Source organism: Sorangium sp. So ce394 (assembly GCF_051474665.1).
GTDB lineage: Bacteria > Myxococcota_A > Polyangia > Polyangiales > Polyangiaceae > Sorangium > Sorangium cellulosum_D.
This window is the reverse complement of sequence record NZ_CP150339.1, coordinates 6,545,434-6,563,579: the sequence shown is the minus strand read 5'-3', so window position 1 is coordinate 6,563,579 and position 18,146 is coordinate 6,545,434. Positions and strand designations below refer to the sequence as shown.

Sequence of the window (18,146 nt, the reverse complement as noted above, 5' to 3'; positions counted from 1 at the left end):
CGCCATCGCCGCGAGCGGAGGTCGGCGCGCGATGCGGAGTCGACTCACCGAACGCTCATTCGCGACGTGAGCCGCGGCCGAACGCGCGCAGCCGGAGGGAGTTGGCGAGCACCGACACGCTCGACAGCGACATCGCCGCGCTCGCGAGGACGGGGGAGAGGAGCCACCCGGTGAGCGGGTACAGCAGGCCCGCCGCGATCGGGATGCCGAGCACGTTGTAGATGAACGCCCAGAAGAGGTTCTGGCGGATCGTGCGCAGCGTGGCGCGCGCGAGGTCGAGCGCCACCGGCAGGCCGGCGATCCCGCCGCGGAGCAGCGCCACGTCTGCGGACGCGACCGCGACGTCCGCGCCGCTGCCGAGCGCGACCCCCACGTCCGCGCTGGCGAGCGCGGGCGCGTCGTTGATGCCGTCGCCGACCATGGCCACCCGGCGGCCGGCGGCCCGCTGCTCGCGGACGATCCTCGCCTTGTCCTCCGGCCTCACCTCCGCGAACACCGCGCGGATGCCGAGCTCCTCGGCGACGGCGCGCGCGGCGCCCGCCCGATCGCCGGTCACCATGGCCACCTCGACGCCGAGCTGCCGCAGGGCCGCGATGGCGCGGCGCGCCTCCTCGGTCGGCCGGTCGGCGACCGCCACGAGCCCGGCGAGCCGCCCGTCGACGGCCACGAACGACGGCGTGCGGCCCTGCGCGGCGAGCCGCTCGGCCTCGGCCTCCAGCGCGCCCGTGTCGATGCCCGCCCGGCGCAGCCACGCCGCGGTGCCGGCGCGCACGAGGCGGCCCGCGGCGCGCGCCTCGATGCCGTGGCCGATCTCCGCGCGGAAATCCGAGGCCGCCGGGAGGCCCACGCCGCGGCCGCGCGCGCCCTCGACGATCGCCCGCGCCACCGGGTGCTCGCTCTGGAGCTCCGCGGCCGCCGCGAGGCCGAGGAGCTCCGCCTCGCCGTGGCCCGCGAGGGCGACGACGTCGGTGAGCTCGGGCCGCCCCGAGGTGAGCGTCCCGGTCTTGTCGAGCAGCACCGTGTCGACGCGGCTCGCCGCCTCGAGCGCCGCGCCGCCCTTGACGAGGACGCCGAGCTCCGCGCCGCGCCCCGTCCCGACGGCCACGGCCGCCGGCGTGGCCAGGCCGAGCGCGCACGGGCAGGCGATCACGAGCACCGCGACGAACCGCTCGATCGCCGTGGCGAGGCCCGCGGCGGTCGGGTCGACCGCGAGCCACGCGACGAAGGCGAGCGACGCGACGGCGGCGACGACGGGGACGAAGACGCCGCTCACCACGTCGGCGAGCCGGGCGATCGGCGCGCGCGACCCCTGCGCCTGCTCCACGGCGTCGACGATGCGCGCGAGCGCGGTGTCCGCGCCGGTCTTCGTGACGCGGAGGGTGAGGGCGCCGCTCTGGTTGAGCGTCCCGCCGAGCACGGCCGAGCCCGCGGTCTTGTCGACGGGCATGCTCTCGCCGGTGAGCATCGACTCGTCGACCGCGGACGCGCCGCGGACCACCTCGCCGTCGGTCGCGATGCGCTCGCCGGGCCGCACCAGCACGAGGTCGCCGGGCGCGAGCGCGGCGGCGGGCACCTCGTCCTCGGCGTCGCCGCGGAGGCGCCGCGCGGTCTTCGGCTGCAGCGCCACGAGCCCGCGCACGGCGTCGGCGAGCCGCTTCCGCGCGCGCGTCTCGAGGAGCCTGCCGATCAGCACGAAGGTGACGATCGCGGCGGCGGCCTCGAAGTAGACGGGCGGCAGGTGGCCGTGCTCGGCGTGCGGGAAGAGGCCGGGCGCCACGACCGCGGCGGTCGAGTAGAGCCAGGCGGCGCCGGCCCCGAGGCTCACGAGGGTGTTCATGTCGGCGGCGCGGTGCCGGAGCGCGCCGAAGGCGAGGCGGAAGAACCGGCGACCCGGCCCGAGGATCACGACCGTGGCGAGCGCGAGCGAGAGCCAGCGCCCGAAGGCGCCTTCGAGCGCCGGGAGCGCGCCGTGCGACATGGCCACGGCGAGCAGGGGGGCCGTGAACAGGGCGGCGATCGCGACGTCGCGCCGGAGCGCGCGCCGCTCCCGCTGCTCGGCCGCGTCCATGGCGGCGGCGCGCTCGGAGGCGGCCGGGTGCGGGCGCGGCGGCGGAGCGCCCGCGGCGGCCGCGGAGCGCTCGGGCGCCGTGGAGGTCGCGCGGGCGCCGGCGTCGGCGGGCGCCGCGGGAGCGCCGGCGTCGGCGGGCGCCGCGGGAGCGCCATCGACGGCGGAGGCGTCGGGCACCTCGGGCACCTCGTAGCCCGCCTCCACGATGGCGTGGGCCAGCGCGGCCGGCGTGGTCGTCCGCGCGTCGTAGGCGATCGTCGCCCGCTGGGTCACGAGGTTGACCGTCGCCTCCGCGACGCCGGGCGTCGCGCGCAGCGCCTTCTCCACGCGGCGCACGCACGCCGCGCAGGTCATGCCCTGCACCGGCAGGTCCGTCCGGGCGCGCTGCTCCACGGTCGCCGCGTTCGCTCCGGGCGCGGCCGTCGCCCTGGTCGGCTCCGCGGGCTGGGGGTTCGTCGTCATGGCCTCTCCATTCCACTCCACGAGCGCGCGGCTCGCCTCCCGTCCGCCTGCGCAGGCGCAGCCGCTCCGGCCACGCTATCTACCCCGGAACGGTCGACACGGCTCCCGCGACGCAGGGCCGGCGCCGCTCCGGCCGCGCCGCGCCGAGCGGTGGCCGGCCGCGGGAGGTGCTACGCCCGCGGGCGCATGGAGCAGATCCTTCCGGCGCTCGGGGTGAGCGTGGTCGTGTTCATCTCGACGAACATCGACGACATCCTCCTGCTGTCGGCCTTCTTCGCGGACCCCGGCTTCACCGCCCGCCAGGTCGTCGCCGGCCAGTTCCTCGGCATGGCGGCGCTCGTCCTGGCGAGCGTCGCGTGCGCGCTGCTCGCCGTCCGCGTGCCGGACGGGTGGATCGGCCTGCTCGGCCTGGCGCCCCTCGCGCTCGGCCTGCGGGGCCTCTGGGCGCTCCGTCGGGGCCCCGGGGCCGACGACGACGGCGACGACGACGACGAAAAGCCGCCCGGCGGCGCGGCGCGGTTCAAGGCGCTCGCGGTGGCGAGCGTGACCATCGCGAACGGCGGGGACAACCTCGGCGTCTACATCCCGCTGTTCTCGAGCGCCCCGGGGCACGTCCCGCTCCACGCGGCCGTGTTCGCGGTCATGACCGGCGCCTTCTGCGCGCTCGGCCACCGCCTCGTCCACCACCCGGTCCTTGGCAGCCGCATCCGGCGCTACGGCCGGGCGGCGCTGCCGTTCGTCCTGATCGGCCTCGGGCTCTGGATCCTGTCCGACGCCCTCGCGCTCGCCCGTCCAGCGGGTTGACCGGCCGCGGGAGAGGGCGCTCGTTGCCTGCCCCGGGCTGCACCTGCCGCCTGCTGCAGCCAGCACCCGGGCGCCGGGAGCGCCTCCGCCGCCGACCGCCGCGCTCGCCGCTCGCCGCGCGCGGGGACCCCCGCACCTCCCCGGAAATGAGGGCCCTCCGAGGCGGCGATCGCCCTCGCCTCGGCCCGCGCCGCGCGTGGCGCGATGCCTGCTTGAGAGCGCGCGGCGGCGGCAGGGCGACATCACCCCGTGCACCTCGCCCGCCGTCGAGTGTGACCACCATGTTTCAAGCAAGAACCGAATCATCCGTGACCGCGCACGATCGCGAGCGCACAGGAGGCCACCTTGCCGGTCGCGTGTTTTGATGCCGCGGGCAAGCTCGCCGTCGACGAGGCGCTCCAGCGCGGCGAGGCGGTCGTCCTGCCCACCCCGTCGCCGCTGGCCTACGTGATCGCGGGGAAGACGGCCGCCGCCGTGAACCGCGCGCGGGGGCGACCTCACAACCACCCCGTCGCCGCGTGGGAGCCGCGCCTCGATCGGCTCGCGCCGCACCTCGCGCTCGACGAGGCGGAGCGCCGCCGCCTCGGCTGGCTGCTCGCGGTCGAGCGCGTGACCGCCCTCGTGCCGCAGGCCCGCGACGTGGCCGCGCCGAGCTGGCTCGATCCCGCCGCGAGCTACGGCATGGCGCTCCTCTTCGGCGTCGCGTGGGAGCCCATCGCCTGGCTGCTCGAGCGCCACGCGCCGCTCTTCGTGAGCAGCGCCAACGGCGCCGGCGCGCTGCCCGCGGTCGACCTGCGGCAGGCCGTCGCCGCCTTCGGCCCCGAGGTGTGGGTGCTCGACGGCGACGCGCTGCGCGAGCGCGCGCGGCCGCACGCGTCCACGACGACGCTCCGCTTCGTCCCCGGCCGCGGCTGGGAGATCCACCGGCGCGGCATCCAGGATACCCTCCGCGCGAACGCCGGGTGCAGCGACTACCTCGCGGACGTCCTGGCCCGCGCCGACGCCGCCCTCTTCCGGAGACCGTTCCCCCGGCGACAGGACGGACGCGCAGGGCGCCAGGCGCGGCGCTCGCCGCCAGCGGACCGCGACGGCCCGGCGCGCCTTCACGGTCCCAGGGGCCGTCGCCCGAGGCATCACGCAGCGTAGCTCGGCCGCCCAGCGGCGCGCCGCAGGGAGCCCTGCCGGGACGGTTCTGCGGGGGCGATCTGTCGCGATCCGTCGGGTCGAATGTGCGGTGCCCAACCATCACCCGCCAGCCCTCCCACCCCCGCTTCGGGCCGAGCCGTTCACATGTGAATCGCACTCGTTAACACGTGATTTTGCATGACGAGGTTTGGACGGCGCCGTACTCGAGGTTTGGACGGGGCGGTACTCGAGGTTTGGACGGCGCCGTACTCGAGGTTTGGACGGCGCCGTACTCGAGGTTTGGACGGGGCGGTACTCGAGGTTTGGACGGCGCAGCACCAGGAGGGTCGCGGTCGAGGTGCGCTCCGCCGTTACCAGGCGCGCACCACCGCAAGGATACCGCACCCTTCCACGACGCCCCGTCGGAGCCATCGCCCGAGGAGATCTTTCCCCATGACAACGCTTCCCAAGAATCGCCATGCCATGTTCGGCTCGATCCTCGCCATCGCCACCGTGGGCCTCTTCGCGCTCGGTTCCGGGTGCAGCACGGCCCCGTCCGACTCCGCCGGCGCGGAGGAGGTCGGCGAGGCGGATGACGACCTCTCCATCCTCCAGTGCCTGCTCTACGAGATCAACGGCAAGACCACCATCTGCCACGCCACCAACTCGCGGCGGCACGCTGAGCTGCGGCTCCTGCACCGATCCCGAGACCTGCGGCGGCGGCGGCACGGCCAACGTCTGCGGCTGCACGCCGACCACGTGCGGGGCCCAGGGCGCGACCTGCGGCACCATCCCCGACGGCTGCGGCGGCACGCTCACCTGCGGCGCGCCCTGCGGCCCCGTCTGCCCCTGCGCCGCGAACCCGGCCTGGGAGGCCGCGCTGGACGGGACGATCGTGAACGACGGACGGTGCACGAATTACTCCTTCCCCGCTCCCTGCCACACTTCGGGCGCCTATTCCTGGGCAGTCTCCGATGAGGGCACGTCGGTCGTGGAGCTCATGGCCGGAACGGACTCCGTGGACGGAGAAGAATTCAGCTTCTGTGGTGTGCAGGTGATGAACGTGAGCAGCCAATTCCCCGGTCAGTGCAGCGGGGGTGCCTTCCCCGTCATGATGACGACCCTCACCGCGGCGGAGGTCGCGTCGTGCAGGGCCGATATCGCGAACTTCGCGGCGGCCCAGAACGTCACCTGCAACTGAGCCTCCATCTCCCACCTTCCAAGCGCGCCGCTCTCCCCGGGCGGCGCGCGCTGCCCGCGGCAACGTCGTCGTGGCCGCGTGGACACCTCGCGTCGGCGATGGGCCACGCTTTTCTCTCCTCCGTTCGGGCTTGCGCGGGCTCCCTCGGCCGCGCGCCCCGGACTCTTCTCAGGGGCGATCTCCGGCCGCATGCCGCGCATGCCCAGCGCCCGCAGGGCCGGCGGATACGCACCGGGTCTGCTTGCCTGACGAGCACCGCGACTTCGTCCTCCACATCGCCGACGGCGGCGCGGGCCCGAGCTGCGGCCTGGCCCCTCGTGACGCCTGGACGCCGGACGCGCGGCAGGAACACCCGCCGGCGATCACCGCCCGAGACGGCGCTTCGGCTCCTCCCCCGACTTCCGCAGCATCACGATCTTCCCCGTCGGCGTCCCCACCGTCTTCACGAAGGCGGCCCGCTGTCGCCCGAGGACCCGGCTCGCCTCGGCGAGCTCCTCCTCGGCGCGCTGCCCCTTGACCAGCAGCACCATCCCGTCGGGCCGCACGAAGGGCACCGTCAGGGGGATCAGCACGACCAGGCGCGCCACCGCGCGCGCCGTCACCGCGTCGAACGCGCCGCGGAGGTCGCCCTTGCCGAGCTGCTCGGCGCGCTCGGCGCGCACCGACACGTTGGTGAGCCCGAGGCACGCGGCCACCGCGACGAGGAACGAAGCCTTCTTCTGGGTCGCCTCCACCAGCGTCACCTTCAGATCGGGCCGAGCGATGGCGAGCGGAAGGCCGGGGAGGCCCCCGCCCGAGCCGATGTCGGCGAGGCTCGCCCCCGCGCTCAGCTCCTCCAGGAGAGGCACGAGCGTGAGCGAATCGAGGATGTGCTTCTCCCAGCCCTCGACCGGATCCGTGATCGCGGTGAGGTTCATCAGCTCGTTCATCGCGAGCAGGCGCGCGAGGTAATCGCCGAGCTTGGCGATCACCGCGGCGTCGAGGGTGACGCCGATCGCCGCGAGGCGCTCCGCGAAGCCCTCCGGAGGCGTGAGCGGAGCGGGGGCCGGCAGCGGGAGAGGGGCGCGTTCTTCAGGGATCATCGGGGTCCGTACACCCTAGCAAGCGCCCGCTTGGCGTTCGCGTCATCGATGGACGGGATGAGCACGTCGCTCCGCTGCGTGAGGCGAAAAGGGCACCCGACCGGGGGGCCACCGGGGGGCTGAAGCGAAAAGGGCACCCGACCGGGGGGCCACCGGGGGGCTGAAGCGAAAAGCGCAACGGTGGAGCGGTTCGGGGCAACGGTGGAGCGGTTCGGGGCAACGGTGGAGCGGTTCGGGGCAGCGGTGGAGCGGTTCGGGGCAGCGGTGGAGCGGTTCGGGGCAGCGGTGGAGCGGTTCGGGGCAGCGGTGGAGCGGTTCGGCGCCGGCGCGTTCACGAAACGCGCGGCGCCGCGCCCGGCGGAGCCTCCCGTTCAGGCGCACGAGGCGACCGCGAACCGCAGCCGCTCCACCCCGCCGCTCGACGCCGTCTAGGACTCGGTCGCCGTGACGCCGTGCCGGCGCAGGAGCTCCCGCAGGTAGTTCCGGTCCATCCGGCCGGCGCGCGCGGCGTGGGAGAGGTTCCCCCCGTTGGCCCGGATCAGCGCCCTCACGTACGCCCGCTCCCAGCGCGCCACCGTGCGCTCCTTGGCCTGGCGGAACGAGAGCTCGAGGTCGTCCGGCCGGAGCGCCTCATCGTCGTCGCCGACCTCCCGCGCCGCGGGGCAGCCCTCTCCGATCGCGGGATCGCCGGTCAGCACGGCGCGCTCGACCGCGCTGCGCAGCTCGCGGACGTTGCCGGGCCAGTCGTGGTGGAGCAGCCGCTCCACGAGCTCGGCCGGCGGATGCGCCTTGTCGGCGAACTGCCGGTAGTAATGCGCGACGAGCAGCGGGATGTCGTCCCGCCGCTCGCGCAGCGGCGGCACGCGGAGCCGGACCACGTTGAGCCGGTAGAACAGGTCCGAGCGGAAGGTGCCGCGGTTCACCTCCTGCCGGAGATCGCGGTTCGTGGCCGCGATGATCCGCACGTCGAGCGGGACGGTATCGAGGCTGCCGATGCGGCGGATCGAGCGCTCCTCGAGGGCGCGCAGCAGCTTCGGCTGGAGGTCGAGCCGGAGCTCGCCGATCTCGTCGAGCAGCACCGTGCCCCCGCGCGCCGCCTCGAAGGCGCCGGCGCGCGCCTGGTGCGCCCCCGTGAACGCGCCCTTCATGTACCCGAACAGCTCGGCCTCGATGAGCGTGGGCGGGATCGCGCCGCAGTCGATGACCACGAACGGCCCGGCCGCGCGCGGGCTCTTCTGGTGGATCACCTCGGCGAGCAGCCCCTTGCCGGACCCGGTCTCGCCCTCGAGGAGCACCGTGGCGTCCGCCGCGGCGATCCGCGGGATCATCGCGAAGAGCCGGCGCATGGCCGTGCTCTGCCCCAGCACCCGCCCGGAGAGCTCCGCGTCCCCGAGCGGCTCGTGGACCTCGTCGGGCAGGTGATCGAAGCGCAGCGACGTCTGGCCCACGCCGAACGTGGCGCCCGGGGTCAGGTACGCCGCCTCCACGCGGAAGCCCCCGAGCAGGATCCCGTTCGTGCTGCCGAGATCGCGCAGCTGGTAGCCCTTGGGGGTCGCGGCGATCACGCAGTGGTGGCGCGACACCGACGGATCGGTGAGCACCAGGTGATTGCCGGCCGCGGTGCCGATCGCGAGCTCCGGCGCGTCGGCCGCGTGGGAAGCGCCCTGATCCGGGCCGCTCACCACCTGCACGCTGAACCTGCCGAACGTCACCTCGCGCGGGTGGACCTTCAGCACGGTGGTCGCGTCCTCGCCTGATGTGGGTATCGGAGTGCGGATCACTCTCACCAGCTTACCATGTCGAACGTCGCCTGAGCGGTGTCCCGGACATCGCACAGGCGGTGCAGACGCGGGCACGCAGCTGCTGATGGCCCCCGCAGGCAGCACCCAGGATGGACTTTTCCGGCGCGGTGCCGGAGCGCGCCGCTACCGCGCTGCGGTGGGCTCGGCCGCGGCGAGGACGAGCATCGTCCCCTCGAGCGCCGTCGGCCCGGCGACGATCCCGAGGCCCGCGACGACCTCGGGCGAGGCGAACACGCCCGCCTGCGCCCCCTCGGGCGCCCAGCCGCCGACCTCCGCGAGCTCGCCGCCGAGCAGCTCGCCCGAGGGGCCGAGGAGCAGCTCCCCCGTGTGGAGGCACAGGCGCACCTGCACCCTCGGATCGCGCCCGGGGCGGCCCTCGAGCCGCCGGAAGATCCGGAGCGCGGCGTCCACGGCGCGGCGGCGCGCCTCGGCGTCGGCGTCGGCGTCGCCGGGGCGCTCGGCGGTGAAGAGCAGGCTGCTGCCGGTCTCGGCCCCGGGGGACAGCCCGGCCTCGGTGAGCTCGGCGGCCACGAACGGCAAGATCGCCTCCAGATCCGCGAGCAGGCGATCGTCCGGCGCGTCGAGCGCCTCGGGCGCGGCGCCCACCTCGGCGTAGATCGCCACCCCGGGGCGCGCGCGCGCGCCGCTCGGCGCGTCGCTCGCGCCGCGCGAGGCCTCGAGCGCGCCGCGGAACTCCTCGAGGAAGGCGCCGGGGCTCGGGGGGCGCGCCGCGGGGTCCTTGGCGAGCGCCCGGAGGATGACCTCGTCGAAGCCCGTCGAGAGCCGCGCCTTCGCGCTCGGGCGCGGCGGGCTCGCGAACAGGTGCAGCTGGCGCAGGAGCGCGCCGATGTCCCCGCTGAAGAGCGGCTCGCCGACGAGCATGCGGTAGGTGAGGGCGCCGAGTGCGTAGACGTCCGCCCGGACGTCGACCGGCTGGCCGAGGAGCTGCTCGGGGGCGACGCTCGAGGGGCTCCCGAGGACCTCGCGCGAGGAGGTCAGCGACGGCCCGGGCGCGTCGAGCAGCTTGGCCACCCCGAAGTCGAGCAGGACGACGCGGCGGCGGTCGCCGTCCTCCTCGAGGAAGACGTTCGACGCCTTGAGGTCGCGGTGCACGACGGCCTGCGCATGCGCGGCCTCGAGCGCGTCGCAGAGCGGCTCCAGCACCGCGAGCGCCTCCTCGGGCGACAGCCGGCCGCGGGACCGGAGGTGCTGATCCAGGCTGACCCCGGAGAGCAGCTCCATGACGTAGTAAGGCCGCCCGTCCTCGAGCTGCCCCTGCTCGAAGACCCGGACGATGCCGGGGTGCTCCAGCCGCCGGACCGTCTCCACCTCCCGCTGGAAGCGGAGCACCACGTCCGGCTGCGCGCTGAGCTCCGGGTGCAGCACCTTCACCGCGGCCGGCGCGCCGCGGTCCGCGTGCCGGGCGCGGTAGATCACGCTGAAGCCGCCCGCGCCGAGCGGGCCCTCGATCACCCAGTCGCCCGCCCGCTCCCCGGGCATCAGGCCCTCCAGCGCGAGGCCGCCGAGCGCGGCCGGCGGGCGCGTGGCCGTGGCGGTCGGCGTCATCGGCGCGAGCGTGATCGGCGTGGCCGCGGCGTCGGGCTCGGCCGAGGCCGGCTGCGCGGTCCGGACCGTGCGCTCGCTGGGGATCCCCGCGCTGGGGAGGGTGTCGGGCTCTTCGCTCACCATGGACCGGCCGAGCGACGGTACCATAAGCGCGGCGGCGCGCTGACGCCCTCCGCCGGCCTCAGGGAGCAACGACGTGTCCCGCTGCCCACAGTGCCACCGCCGGCTCCCCCCGGCGGGGGCTTGCCCTCGAGACGGCGGGACGGCGCCGCCGTCGGCCGAGCGCACGCCCGCGCCGGGGCCGCCGCGCGTCCCGGGCTTCCAGGTCGGCGGCTTGCTGGGGCAGGGCGGCTTCTCCGCCGTGTGGTCCGCGCGGCGCGAGGCGGACGGCCTCACCGTCGCCCTCAAGATCGGCCGCTCCTCCCGGCCGACCGTCCAGGCGCGGTTCCGGCGCGAGGCGGGCGCGCTCCGGCTCATCGGTCCGCCGCACGTCCCGCGGGTCCACGCCGAGGGGCGGCTCGACGACGGCCGCCCCTGGTTCGCCATGGATCTCGTCCCCGGCGAGACGCTCGCCGAGGCGCTCGCGGCGCTGCCCGGGCCCCCGGAACCGGCCTGGGCGGCCGCGAGCGCGGCCGCGCTGCTCGACGCGCTCGCGGCCGCGCACGCGCGCGGCGTCGTCCACCGGGATCTCAAGCCGGAGAACGTGATCCTCACGCCTCCCCACGCGCGCCCCGGCGCGGACGCCGCGCGCGCGGTGCTGCTCGACCTCGGCCTGGCGCGGCCCGCGGGGGCGCCGCGCCACGACGACGAGATCGAGATCACGCGCGGGGGGACGGTCGTCGGCACGCCCGAGTACATGGCGCCCGAGCAGCTCCGCGCGGAGGCCGACCTCGACGAGCGCGCGGATCTTTACGCCTTCGGCGCGATCCTGTTCGAGCTGCTCACCCTCAGGCCGCCGTTCGTGGGGGACACGGGCGCGGTGGAGCACGGGCACCTCACGCTGCGCCCGCCGCGGCCGGGAGAGCTCGCGCCCGTCCCCGAGGCCCTCGAGGAGCTCGTCCTGTCGTGCCTCGCCAAGGATCCCGGCCGCCGGCCCCCGAGCGCGGCCCGCCTCCGCCGCGCGCTCGACGAGGCCTGCGCGCTCGGCGCCGCCGCTGCCGCGGAGCGCGGCGCCTCCGCCGCGGAGCCCGGCGCTGCCGCGGAGCACGGCGCCGCCGCCGCGGAGCCCGGCGCCGCCGCGGAGCCCGGCGCTGCCGCGGAGCCCGGCGCTGCCGCGGAGCCCGGCGCTGCCGCGGAGCGCGTCGCGGCCGCTGCCGCGGAGCCGACCTCGCGGCCCGTGATCGCGCCGGGGCCGCCCTCCGGCCGCGGGGGCGGCAGGCTCATCGCCGAAGGGCTCCAGCCGGCCGTCGTGCTGGTCGCGGAGACCGGCGCCGCCACGCCGATCGTGGTCGCCGCGCTCGCGAGCCGCAGGGGGATCTGCGTCCGCCAGCGCCGGCGCCGCTACACCGCCGTCTTCTCGGCCCGCGACGCCGAGGATCCGGTCCGGCTCGCGCTCGCCGCCGCGCGGGAGCTCGTCGAGCGGCACGGCGCCCGCGCCGCGCTCCACCTCGCGGGCGTCATCATCCGCCCGCGCGAGAAGGCCCCGCCCGCCGTCTACGGCGCGGCCGTGGATCGCCCGGAGACCTGGATCCCTGCGGATCCCTGGTCGGGCGTCGCGCTCACCGAGGAGTTCGAGCGCGCCCTCGTCGAGGCCGAGGCGACGATGACCCCCACCTCGCCGCAGGGCGCGCCGGCGGCGGAGCTCGAGGCGCCGCCGCCGACCACGGTCGGGCGGGGCGACGTCATCGCGGCGCTCGAGGCGAGCGCCGCCGCGGCGTTCAGCGGCGTGTGCCCCGCGCTCGTCACGGTGCTCGGCGACGACGGCCTCGGCAAGACCCGGGTCGCGGCCGAGGCGGCCGCCGTGGCGCGGCGCCTCCGCCCCGGCGCCGCGGCGCTGGTCGTGCGCGCGGCGCAGCCCCTGCCGGGCGAGGCGAGCAAGGACACCGCGGCGATCCTGCGCTTCGCGCTCGCCGCGCCCGCGGCTGCGCCGGCCGATCCTCGGGCCTTCTGCGAGGCGCGGCTCGGCCCGGAGATCGGCGGCTCGACCTTCGCGTCGGTGGCCGCGGCGCTCGGGTGGTCGCGCCCCGGCGCCGCGCCCGCCGCGACGCCGCACCACCTCGCGCGGGCGATCGCCGAGGGGCTGCGCCGCCGCGCGCGCCGCGCCCCCGTCGCCGTGATCGTGGACGACGCGCAGTGGGCGGACGTCACCGTGCTCGACGCGCTCGAGGTCGCGACGCTCGACGGCGCCGGCGTGGCGCTCTGGGCGGCGGTCGTCGCGCACCCGCGCTTCGAGCGCTTCCGCCCCACGTGGGGCGCGCGCACGCAGCGCGCCGACCGGGTGACGCTCGCCCCGCTCGACGAGGTCGCCGCGGCGGACCTCGCGGCGCAGCTGCTCCTGCCGGCGGCGTACCCGCCCGCCGACGTGCTCCGGGGGCTCGCCCGCTGGGCCGGCGGCAACCCGGGTTGCCTCGCCGCGATCATCCGGTCGCTCAAGCAGGCCGGCCTCGTGCGCCGCCGCCCCGGGGGCGGCGACTACTGCGTCGAGGCGGCGGAGCTCGACGGCCTGCCGGTCTCTCCCGCGTGGCAGTGGCTGGCGATGCGGCAGCTCGGGGCGCTGCCGCAGGAGGTCGCCGCGCTCGCGCGGCTCTGCGCCGTGCTCGGCGAGTCGTTCACCCGGGCCGAGCTGGAGTGGGTGCAGGACGCCGTCGATCGCGCCGGAGGCGCCGGGACGCCGGTCGACGCCGGGTACGGGCTCGGCGTGCTCGTCGAGCAGGGCATCATCGGGCGCCGCGCGGGGGGTGACGGCGAGCGCGCCGCGCCCGGCGAGGGCGACGGTCGCCGCGCGCGGGGTGAGGGCGAGCGGTGGTGGTTCCAGAGCGGCCTCTTTCGCGACGCGGTGTACGAGACGCTCGATCCCGAGCACCGCGCGCAGATCCACCGGCACGCGCTCGCCTTCTGGCGGGCGCGGGTCGAGCGCGGGCGCCCTCCCGCGTCTTCGGCGGCCCCGCGGGCCGTCCCCGTCGCGCCCGCGGAGCTCGCGGCGCAGCCGGGGCCGGAGGAGCTCGAGCCGCTCGCCCGGCACGCGGGCGCGTGCGGGGCGGGGGAGGAGGCGGCCGAGGCGCACCTCCGGCTCGGGGATCTCGCGTTCGCGCGGCACCGGCACGTCGAGGCGGAGCGCTGCTACACCGCCGCGCTCAAGCTCGCCGGCGAGGGCGATCGCCGCCGCCGCGCGCTCGCGCTGGCCGGCCGCGGCCGGATCCGGTACCGGCTCCACCTCATCGAGGAGGCCCTGGCCGACCTCTCCGCCGCGCTCGAGCTCGCGGACGACGAGCTCCGCGCGGACGTCCTGCTCGAGGAGGCCACCGCGCTCGACTGGACGGGCGCCTACGAGGCGTCGTCGCGGCGGCTCGAGCTGGCGCGGCCGCTCGTGGAGCGCGCGGGCTCGCCGCGGCTCTCGGCGCGCCTCTGCGTGGCCGAGGGGCGCACGCGCCTCAGGCGGGGCGAGGTCGCGGAGGCGATCGCGCTCCTCTCGGAGGGGGCGTCGCTGGCCGAGTCCGCGGGCGACGAGGAGAGCCGGATCATCGCGCTCGTGCTGCTGTCGACCGAGCTCGCGCACGCGGGCCGCTTCGCCGAGGCGGAGCGGCAGGCCGAGGAGGCGATCGCGCTCTGCGAGCGGGCCGAGGATCTGCCGCACCTCTGCGTCGCGATCATGAACCGCGTCGTGCTCTGGGCGCTGAAGAAGGAGCTCCCGCGCGCGACCGCGGACCTCCGGCGCGCGATCGCGCTCGCGCGGGAGATCGGCAACCCGTGGCTGGAGCGCGTCGCCACGTACAACGTCGCCGAGCTGCTCTACTGGAGCGATCAGCAGGACGAGGCGCTCTCGCTGGCGCGCCGCGCGCACACGCTCGAGCAGCGGTTCGTGGATCGCCCCGTGCCCGAGTGCTCGCTGCTGCTCGCGCGCATCCTCGCGGCGCGGGGCGATCTCGGCGAGGCGCGGCGCCTCGTCGCGTGGATCGCCGCGTCGTGCCCGCCGGAGCCGTCCGCGAAGGCGGCGCACGGCTGCTACCTGATGCTGCGCTGCCTGCTCTCGGACGGTGGCGACGGCGTCGCGCCGCGCGACCTGCTCGGCGGCCTCGACGAGGCGGAGCTCGAGGCCGGCCCGTTCCAGTTCGCCGACGAGCTCCTCGAGGTCCTCTACTGGCGCGGCCGTGCGGCAATCCGCCACGGTGCTGTCGAGGTCGCTGTCGCGAGCCTGAGCAGGGCCCGCGCGCTGCTGTCGGAGCATCCGGCGTGGCGCTCGCGGTTCGACGGGCTCGCGCTGCGGCTCGGCGCGCCGCAGGCCGCCGCGAGCCGCTGCTGAGACCGCGTCGCTCCCATCACCGCTGAGCCCGGTTGCGGCGATCGCGGCGCGACGGCCGCCCGCGCGGACGATCGGCCGGACGCGGCCACGGATCGGGAATTGCTTAGGAGTGGCCGCTGAACCGGGTGCGATGCGCACGCACGTGCGCCTTAACTGGAGGATGAGGTCATGCTTCGCGTAAGGATCGATGCTGCCGGGGTGATCGGTTTCTGCGTGCTTGCGGTCGGGTGCGGTGCGGCGCCGGCCGACGAGGGCGAGTCGGTCCTGGTCGCGGAGCAGGAGATCATCGTGATGAACGGCCTCCAGCCGGCCTATTTCTGGAAGCCCTCGACGCAGCGGGCGCTGCGGGCGCTCGCGCAGGCGCCGCTCCCGGCCGGGCTGGACAGCGGCGGTGGGGCGGCGCTCCTCGAGAGCGAGCAGGGCAGGCACCTCGTGGAGCGCGTGGTCGCCTGCGCCCTGCCGGCGGGGGCGGCGGTGGCGGCGCCCTTCGGGCAGTCGTTCGCCGGGTGGATCGGGCTCGCGCCGTCGTGGGCCACCTCGCCGCTCTCGGACGGCGCGTCGCGGCGCTGGGTGACGGCGTGCTTGCTTCAGTCGCTGAACGCGCTGGGCGCGCCGGTCGCCGTTCACCTGACCGGCGGCCACCCGGGGCTCGCCGACGCATCGGACAGCGAGGCGTCCGAGTACACGGTCCGGGATGCGATCATGTTCGGCGATCTCTTCGAGCCGGCCCGCCCGACCGCGTTCGCCTGCGCCGACAACGCGCTGATCGACGACTGCGGCGTGGCGCTGAGCGCGAAGACCGTCGAGCGCGTCTGCGGGCAATCGCCCACGTGCGGGCTCACCCTCCTTGGCCACTGCAACGCGATCTGCGACCGGGACGGCGCGGGCGCGTCGACCTGCTGGGCCCCCCGGAGCGGGGTTTACCCGGAGTCGATCGCCTCGAGCCTGGAGCCCCTCGTCGCGCTCTCCTCGGGGGGCCTGACATGCGGTGTCCTCGGCCTGGTCTCCGGACTGCTCTAGAGCGGCGGTCACCCGCTTCGGATACGGGCCCATCTCGACGTTTTCGGTGCTCAGCGCACCGGAGTGCGCTTCCGCGCCGAAAACGCCGAGCTGGACCCGTCTCCTGTGCGGGTGACCGCCGCTCTGTGACGCATGTGCAAGAGAGGGGCGAAAACCGATCTAGAGCGGTTTCAGCCGCGCCTGATACGACGTGCGTCGTCTCCCATCCCCGTCTTCCGTCTTCCGTCTTCCGTCTTCCGTCTTCCGTCTTCCGTCTTCCGTGCTCGTCCTTCGTGCGCGTGCGCGTGCGCGATTCCCCGGAGTCAGCGTGGTGTTGGAGCGCCGCTACGCCGGCTCCTCCTCCAGCGCCTGCGTGATGGTGACCCCCGCCTCCCGATAGGGAGCGAGCGCCTCCTTCGACACCCCGCGCTCGGTGAAGAGCCACGTCAGCTCGCCCAGCGGCGCGACCACGTACGGCGACACCGTGCCGAGCTTGTCGGCGGTCGCCAGCGCGACGACCTCCGCCGAGGCCTCGACCATCGCCCGTTTCACGTACGACTCGTCCAGATCCACCGTGGTGATACCGAACGTCGGATCCAGCGTGCAAACGCCGAGATAGCAGAGGTCCGCCCGGATCTGCCGCACCCCCGCGATGGTCACCGCGTCCGCGGCGGCCAGCGGATCCTTCCGCATGCGCCCGCCGAGCAGCACCACCTCGACGCGCGGGTGCTCGGACAGCGCGATCGCCACAGGAGGGCTGTTGGTCACGACCGTCGCCTCGAGATCGCGCGGCAGGTGGCGCGCCACAGCCACGTTCGTCGTGCCGCTGTCGATGAACACCACCTGACCCTTCTTGATCAACGTGGCCGCCGCCCGCGCGAGCTCGTCCTTCACGCGCGGCTGCTGCCGCTCGCGCGCAGGGAAGCTCGGGTTCACCCGGGCGAGCGGCAGGCCGCCGCCGTGCACCCGCTGCAGCAGCCCCTCGTTCGCCATCTCGCGCAGATCGCGCCGGATCGTGTCCTCCGAGACGCCGAACGAACGGCTCAGCTCGGCCGCCACCACCTTCCCGTCGCGTTCCAGTACAGCGAGAATATGCCGCCGCCGTTCGGCGACCATGAGCCCGGAGCTGTCTGCGTTGTTTTGCACGTTTGTTCCTGTTTGTGCACGAGCATCCTTGCGAAGGCCGTGTTCGGCTGCAAGATTCTTCCTTGATGTTCACGATAATGCACGAAGATTCTGGAACGCTTCCTGCCCACCCTGCCGTCTGCTGGACGGCCTTCCTCGATCGGCGCAGCGCCCGCGCCCCGTCCGGCCCGGCGCGGAGGGTGCCGTGATGCTCGCGCCCCCAGCATCCGCCGGCGACATCGCGCGCGCCCGGCGCGCCGTCTCCGTGATGTTCGTGGCGAACGGCATCGCCTTCGCCTCCTGGGCCGCGCGTGTCCCCGCGGTCCGCGAGCGGCTCGCGCTGCGCGACAGCGCGCTCGGCCTCGCCCTGCTGGGCGTCGCCGTCGGCGCGATGCTGGCCTTTCGCGCCGCCGGGCCGCTCATCGCCCGCTTCGGCAGCCGGCGCGTCACCCGCGTCTCGGCCGTGCTCCTCTGCGCGGCGCTGCCCCTGCCGGCGCTCGCGCCCTCCTTCGCCGCGCTCGTCGCCGCGCTCCTGCTGCTCGGCGCGAGCAACGGCCTCATGGACGTCGCCATGAACGCGCAGGCCGTCGAGGTCGAGCGGCGCCACCGCAGGCCGATCCTCGCCTCGTTCCACGGCATGTTCAGCCTCGGCGGCCTCGTCGGCGCGTCCCTCGGCGCGCTCGCGGCCGACCGGGCGGTGTCGCCCGCGGCGCACCTCGTCGCGGTCGCCGCCGTCCTCGCCGCCGCCGCCACCGCCGCGGGCGCGGCGCTCTCGGCCGACGCGCGCCCCGAGGCCCCGGCCACGGCGGCCGCCGGCGCCCCCGCGGAGCGCCGCTCGACCCGGCTCCTCCTGCTCGGCCTCATCGCGTTCTGCTCCTCCATCGGCGAGGGCGCGATGGCCAACTGGTCCGCGGTCTACCTCCGCGACGAGCTCCACACCACCGCGGCCGTGGCCGCGGCCGGCTACGCCGTGTTCTCGCTGGCGATGCTCCTCGGGCGCTTCTCCGGGGACGGGCTGACGCAGCGGTTCGGCGCCGCGCGGCTCGTGCGCTCGGCCGCGCTCCTCGTCGCCGCCGGGCTGGGCGCGGCGCTGCTCGTCAACGTCCCGATCGCCATGCTGCTGGGCTTCGGGTGCGTGGGCGCCGGCCTGTCCGTCGTGGTGCCGCTCGTCTTCCGCGCCGGGGCGAGCGCCCCCGGCGTCGCGCCGGGGAGGGCGATTTCGACGCTCGCCACCATGTCCTACGGCGGCTTCCTCGTCGGGCCGCCGGCGATCGGCCTCGTCGCCGACCTCTTCACCCTGCGCGGCGGGCTCGTCCTCGTCGTGGCGCTGGTCCTCGTCATCGTCGCCCTGGCCCCGGCCGTGGCCCGCGGCTCCGCCGCCGGCGCGCCCGCCCCGTGCCCGCCCGCGTCCTGCCGGCCCGCGCTCAGGGCGCACTGACGCGGGCGCCGTCGC

Annotated in this window: 13 protein-coding genes; 8 read left to right on the top strand and 5 right to left on the bottom strand. The window is 75.8% G+C overall.

Features of this window, described 5'->3' with window-relative positions; genetic code table 11:
- Window positions 1-55: 55 nt before the first annotated feature.
- Complete coding sequence (locus tag WMF33_RS24135; RefSeq protein ID WP_437339317.1) at window positions 56-2,530, bottom strand: heavy metal translocating P-type ATPase; 2,475 nt, start codon at window positions 2,528-2,530, stop codon at window positions 56-58.
- Between the two features lie 186 nt (window positions 2,531-2,716).
- Between WMF33_RS24135 and WMF33_RS24130 the strand changes: the two genes are divergently transcribed.
- The 4 genes from WMF33_RS24130 to WMF33_RS24115 all read left to right on the top strand — a co-directional run bounded on the left by WMF33_RS24130 (window position 2,717) and on the right by WMF33_RS24115 (window position 5,660).
- On the top strand, window positions 2,717-3,334 hold the full coding sequence (locus tag WMF33_RS24130; protein WP_437339316.1) for a cadmium resistance transporter: 618 nt from the start codon (window positions 2,717-2,719) through the stop codon (window positions 3,332-3,334).
- Between the two features lie 345 nt (window positions 3,335-3,679).
- The gene (locus WMF33_RS24125; RefSeq protein ID WP_437339315.1) at window positions 3,680-4,480 is read left to right on the top strand and encodes a hypothetical protein; all 801 of its coding nucleotides are present in this window, start codon (window positions 3,680-3,682) and stop codon (window positions 4,478-4,480) included.
- A gap of 432 nt (window positions 4,481-4,912) precedes the next feature.
- The gene (locus tag WMF33_RS24120) at window positions 4,913-5,437 is read left to right on the top strand and encodes a hypothetical protein (protein WP_437339314.1); all 525 of its coding nucleotides are present in this window, start codon (window positions 4,913-4,915) and stop codon (window positions 5,435-5,437) included.
- A gap of 40 nt (window positions 5,438-5,477) precedes the next feature.
- Complete coding sequence (locus WMF33_RS24115; protein WP_437339313.1) at window positions 5,478-5,660, top strand: hypothetical protein; 183 nt, start codon at window positions 5,478-5,480, stop codon at window positions 5,658-5,660.
- A 362-nt stretch (window positions 5,661-6,022) separates the two neighbouring features.
- On the opposite strand, the gene rsmG is transcribed toward WMF33_RS24115, so the two are convergent.
- A complete protein-coding gene (gene rsmG / locus WMF33_RS24110) occupies window positions 6,023-6,742 on the bottom strand; it encodes a 16S rRNA (guanine(527)-N(7))-methyltransferase RsmG (protein ID WP_437339312.1) in 720 nt (239 codons plus the stop codon).
- Between the two features lie 180 nt (window positions 6,743-6,922).
- Here rsmG and WMF33_RS24105 point away from each other — a divergent pair, with 180 nt between their 5' ends.
- Entirely contained in the window at window positions 6,923-7,174 is a 252-nt protein-coding gene (locus WMF33_RS24105; RefSeq protein ID WP_437339311.1) for a hypothetical protein, read from the top strand.
- Here WMF33_RS24105 and WMF33_RS24100 read toward each other — a convergent pair.
- Both WMF33_RS24100 and WMF33_RS24095 read right to left on the bottom strand, forming a co-directional pair.
- The gene (locus WMF33_RS24100) at window positions 7,171-8,523 is read right to left on the bottom strand and encodes a sigma 54-interacting transcriptional regulator (protein WP_437339310.1); all 1,353 of its coding nucleotides are present in this window, start codon (window positions 8,521-8,523) and stop codon (window positions 7,171-7,173) included. The genes WMF33_RS24105 and WMF33_RS24100 overlap by 4 nt on opposite strands.
- A 144-nt stretch (window positions 8,524-8,667) precedes the next feature.
- Window positions 8,668-10,233, bottom strand: coding sequence for a serine/threonine-protein kinase (locus WMF33_RS24095; protein ID WP_437339309.1), 1,566 nt, complete (start codon window positions 10,231-10,233; stop codon window positions 8,668-8,670).
- Window positions 10,234-10,306: 73 nt separating this feature from the next.
- Between WMF33_RS24095 and WMF33_RS24090 the strand changes: the two genes are divergently transcribed.
- Entirely contained in the window at window positions 10,307-14,569 is a 4,263-nt protein-coding gene (locus tag WMF33_RS24090) for a protein kinase domain-containing protein (protein WP_437339308.1), read from the top strand.
- Between the two features lie 168 nt (window positions 14,570-14,737).
- Window positions 14,738-15,589, top strand: coding sequence for a hypothetical protein (locus WMF33_RS24085; protein WP_437339307.1), 852 nt, complete (start codon window positions 14,738-14,740; stop codon window positions 15,587-15,589).
- Window positions 15,590-15,913: 324 nt separating this feature from the next.
- Here WMF33_RS24085 and WMF33_RS24080 read toward each other — a convergent pair whose 3' ends face one another.
- Entirely contained in the window at window positions 15,914-16,714 is an 801-nt protein-coding gene (locus WMF33_RS24080) for a DeoR/GlpR family DNA-binding transcription regulator (RefSeq protein ID WP_437339306.1), read from the bottom strand.
- 187 nt (window positions 16,715-16,901) lie between these two features.
- Between WMF33_RS24080 and WMF33_RS24075 the strand changes: the two genes are divergently transcribed.
- Window positions 16,902-18,131, top strand: a complete 1,230-nt coding sequence (locus WMF33_RS24075; RefSeq protein ID WP_437339305.1) for an MFS transporter — start codon at window positions 16,902-16,904, stop codon at window positions 18,129-18,131.
- The last annotated feature ends 15 nt before the right edge of the window (window positions 18,132-18,146 follow it).

Excerpts from the sequence above, each read along its gene's own strand:
- WMF33_RS24075 (WP_437339305.1), top strand. The coding sequence starts at position 16,902 with ATGCTCGCGCCCCCAGCATCCGCCGGCGACATCGCGCGCGCCCGGCGC.
- WMF33_RS24130 (WP_437339316.1), top strand. The coding sequence starts at position 2,717 with ATGGAGCAGATCCTTCCGGCGCTCGGGGTGAGCGTGGTCGTGTTCATC.
- WMF33_RS24135 (WP_437339317.1), bottom strand. The coding sequence starts at position 2,530 with ATGACGACGAACCCCCAGCCCGCGGAGCCGACCAGGGCGACGGCCGCG.
- WMF33_RS24095 (WP_437339309.1), bottom strand. The coding sequence starts at position 10,233 with ATGGTGAGCGAAGAGCCCGACACCCTCCCCAGCGCGGGGATCCCCAGC.
- rsmG (WP_437339312.1), bottom strand. The coding sequence starts at position 6,742 with ATGATCCCTGAAGAACGCGCCCCTCTCCCGCTGCCGGCCCCCGCTCCG.
- WMF33_RS24085 (WP_437339307.1), top strand. The coding sequence starts at position 14,738 with ATGCTTCGCGTAAGGATCGATGCTGCCGGGGTGATCGGTTTCTGCGTG.
- WMF33_RS24120 (WP_437339314.1), top strand. The coding sequence starts at position 4,913 with ATGACAACGCTTCCCAAGAATCGCCATGCCATGTTCGGCTCGATCCTC.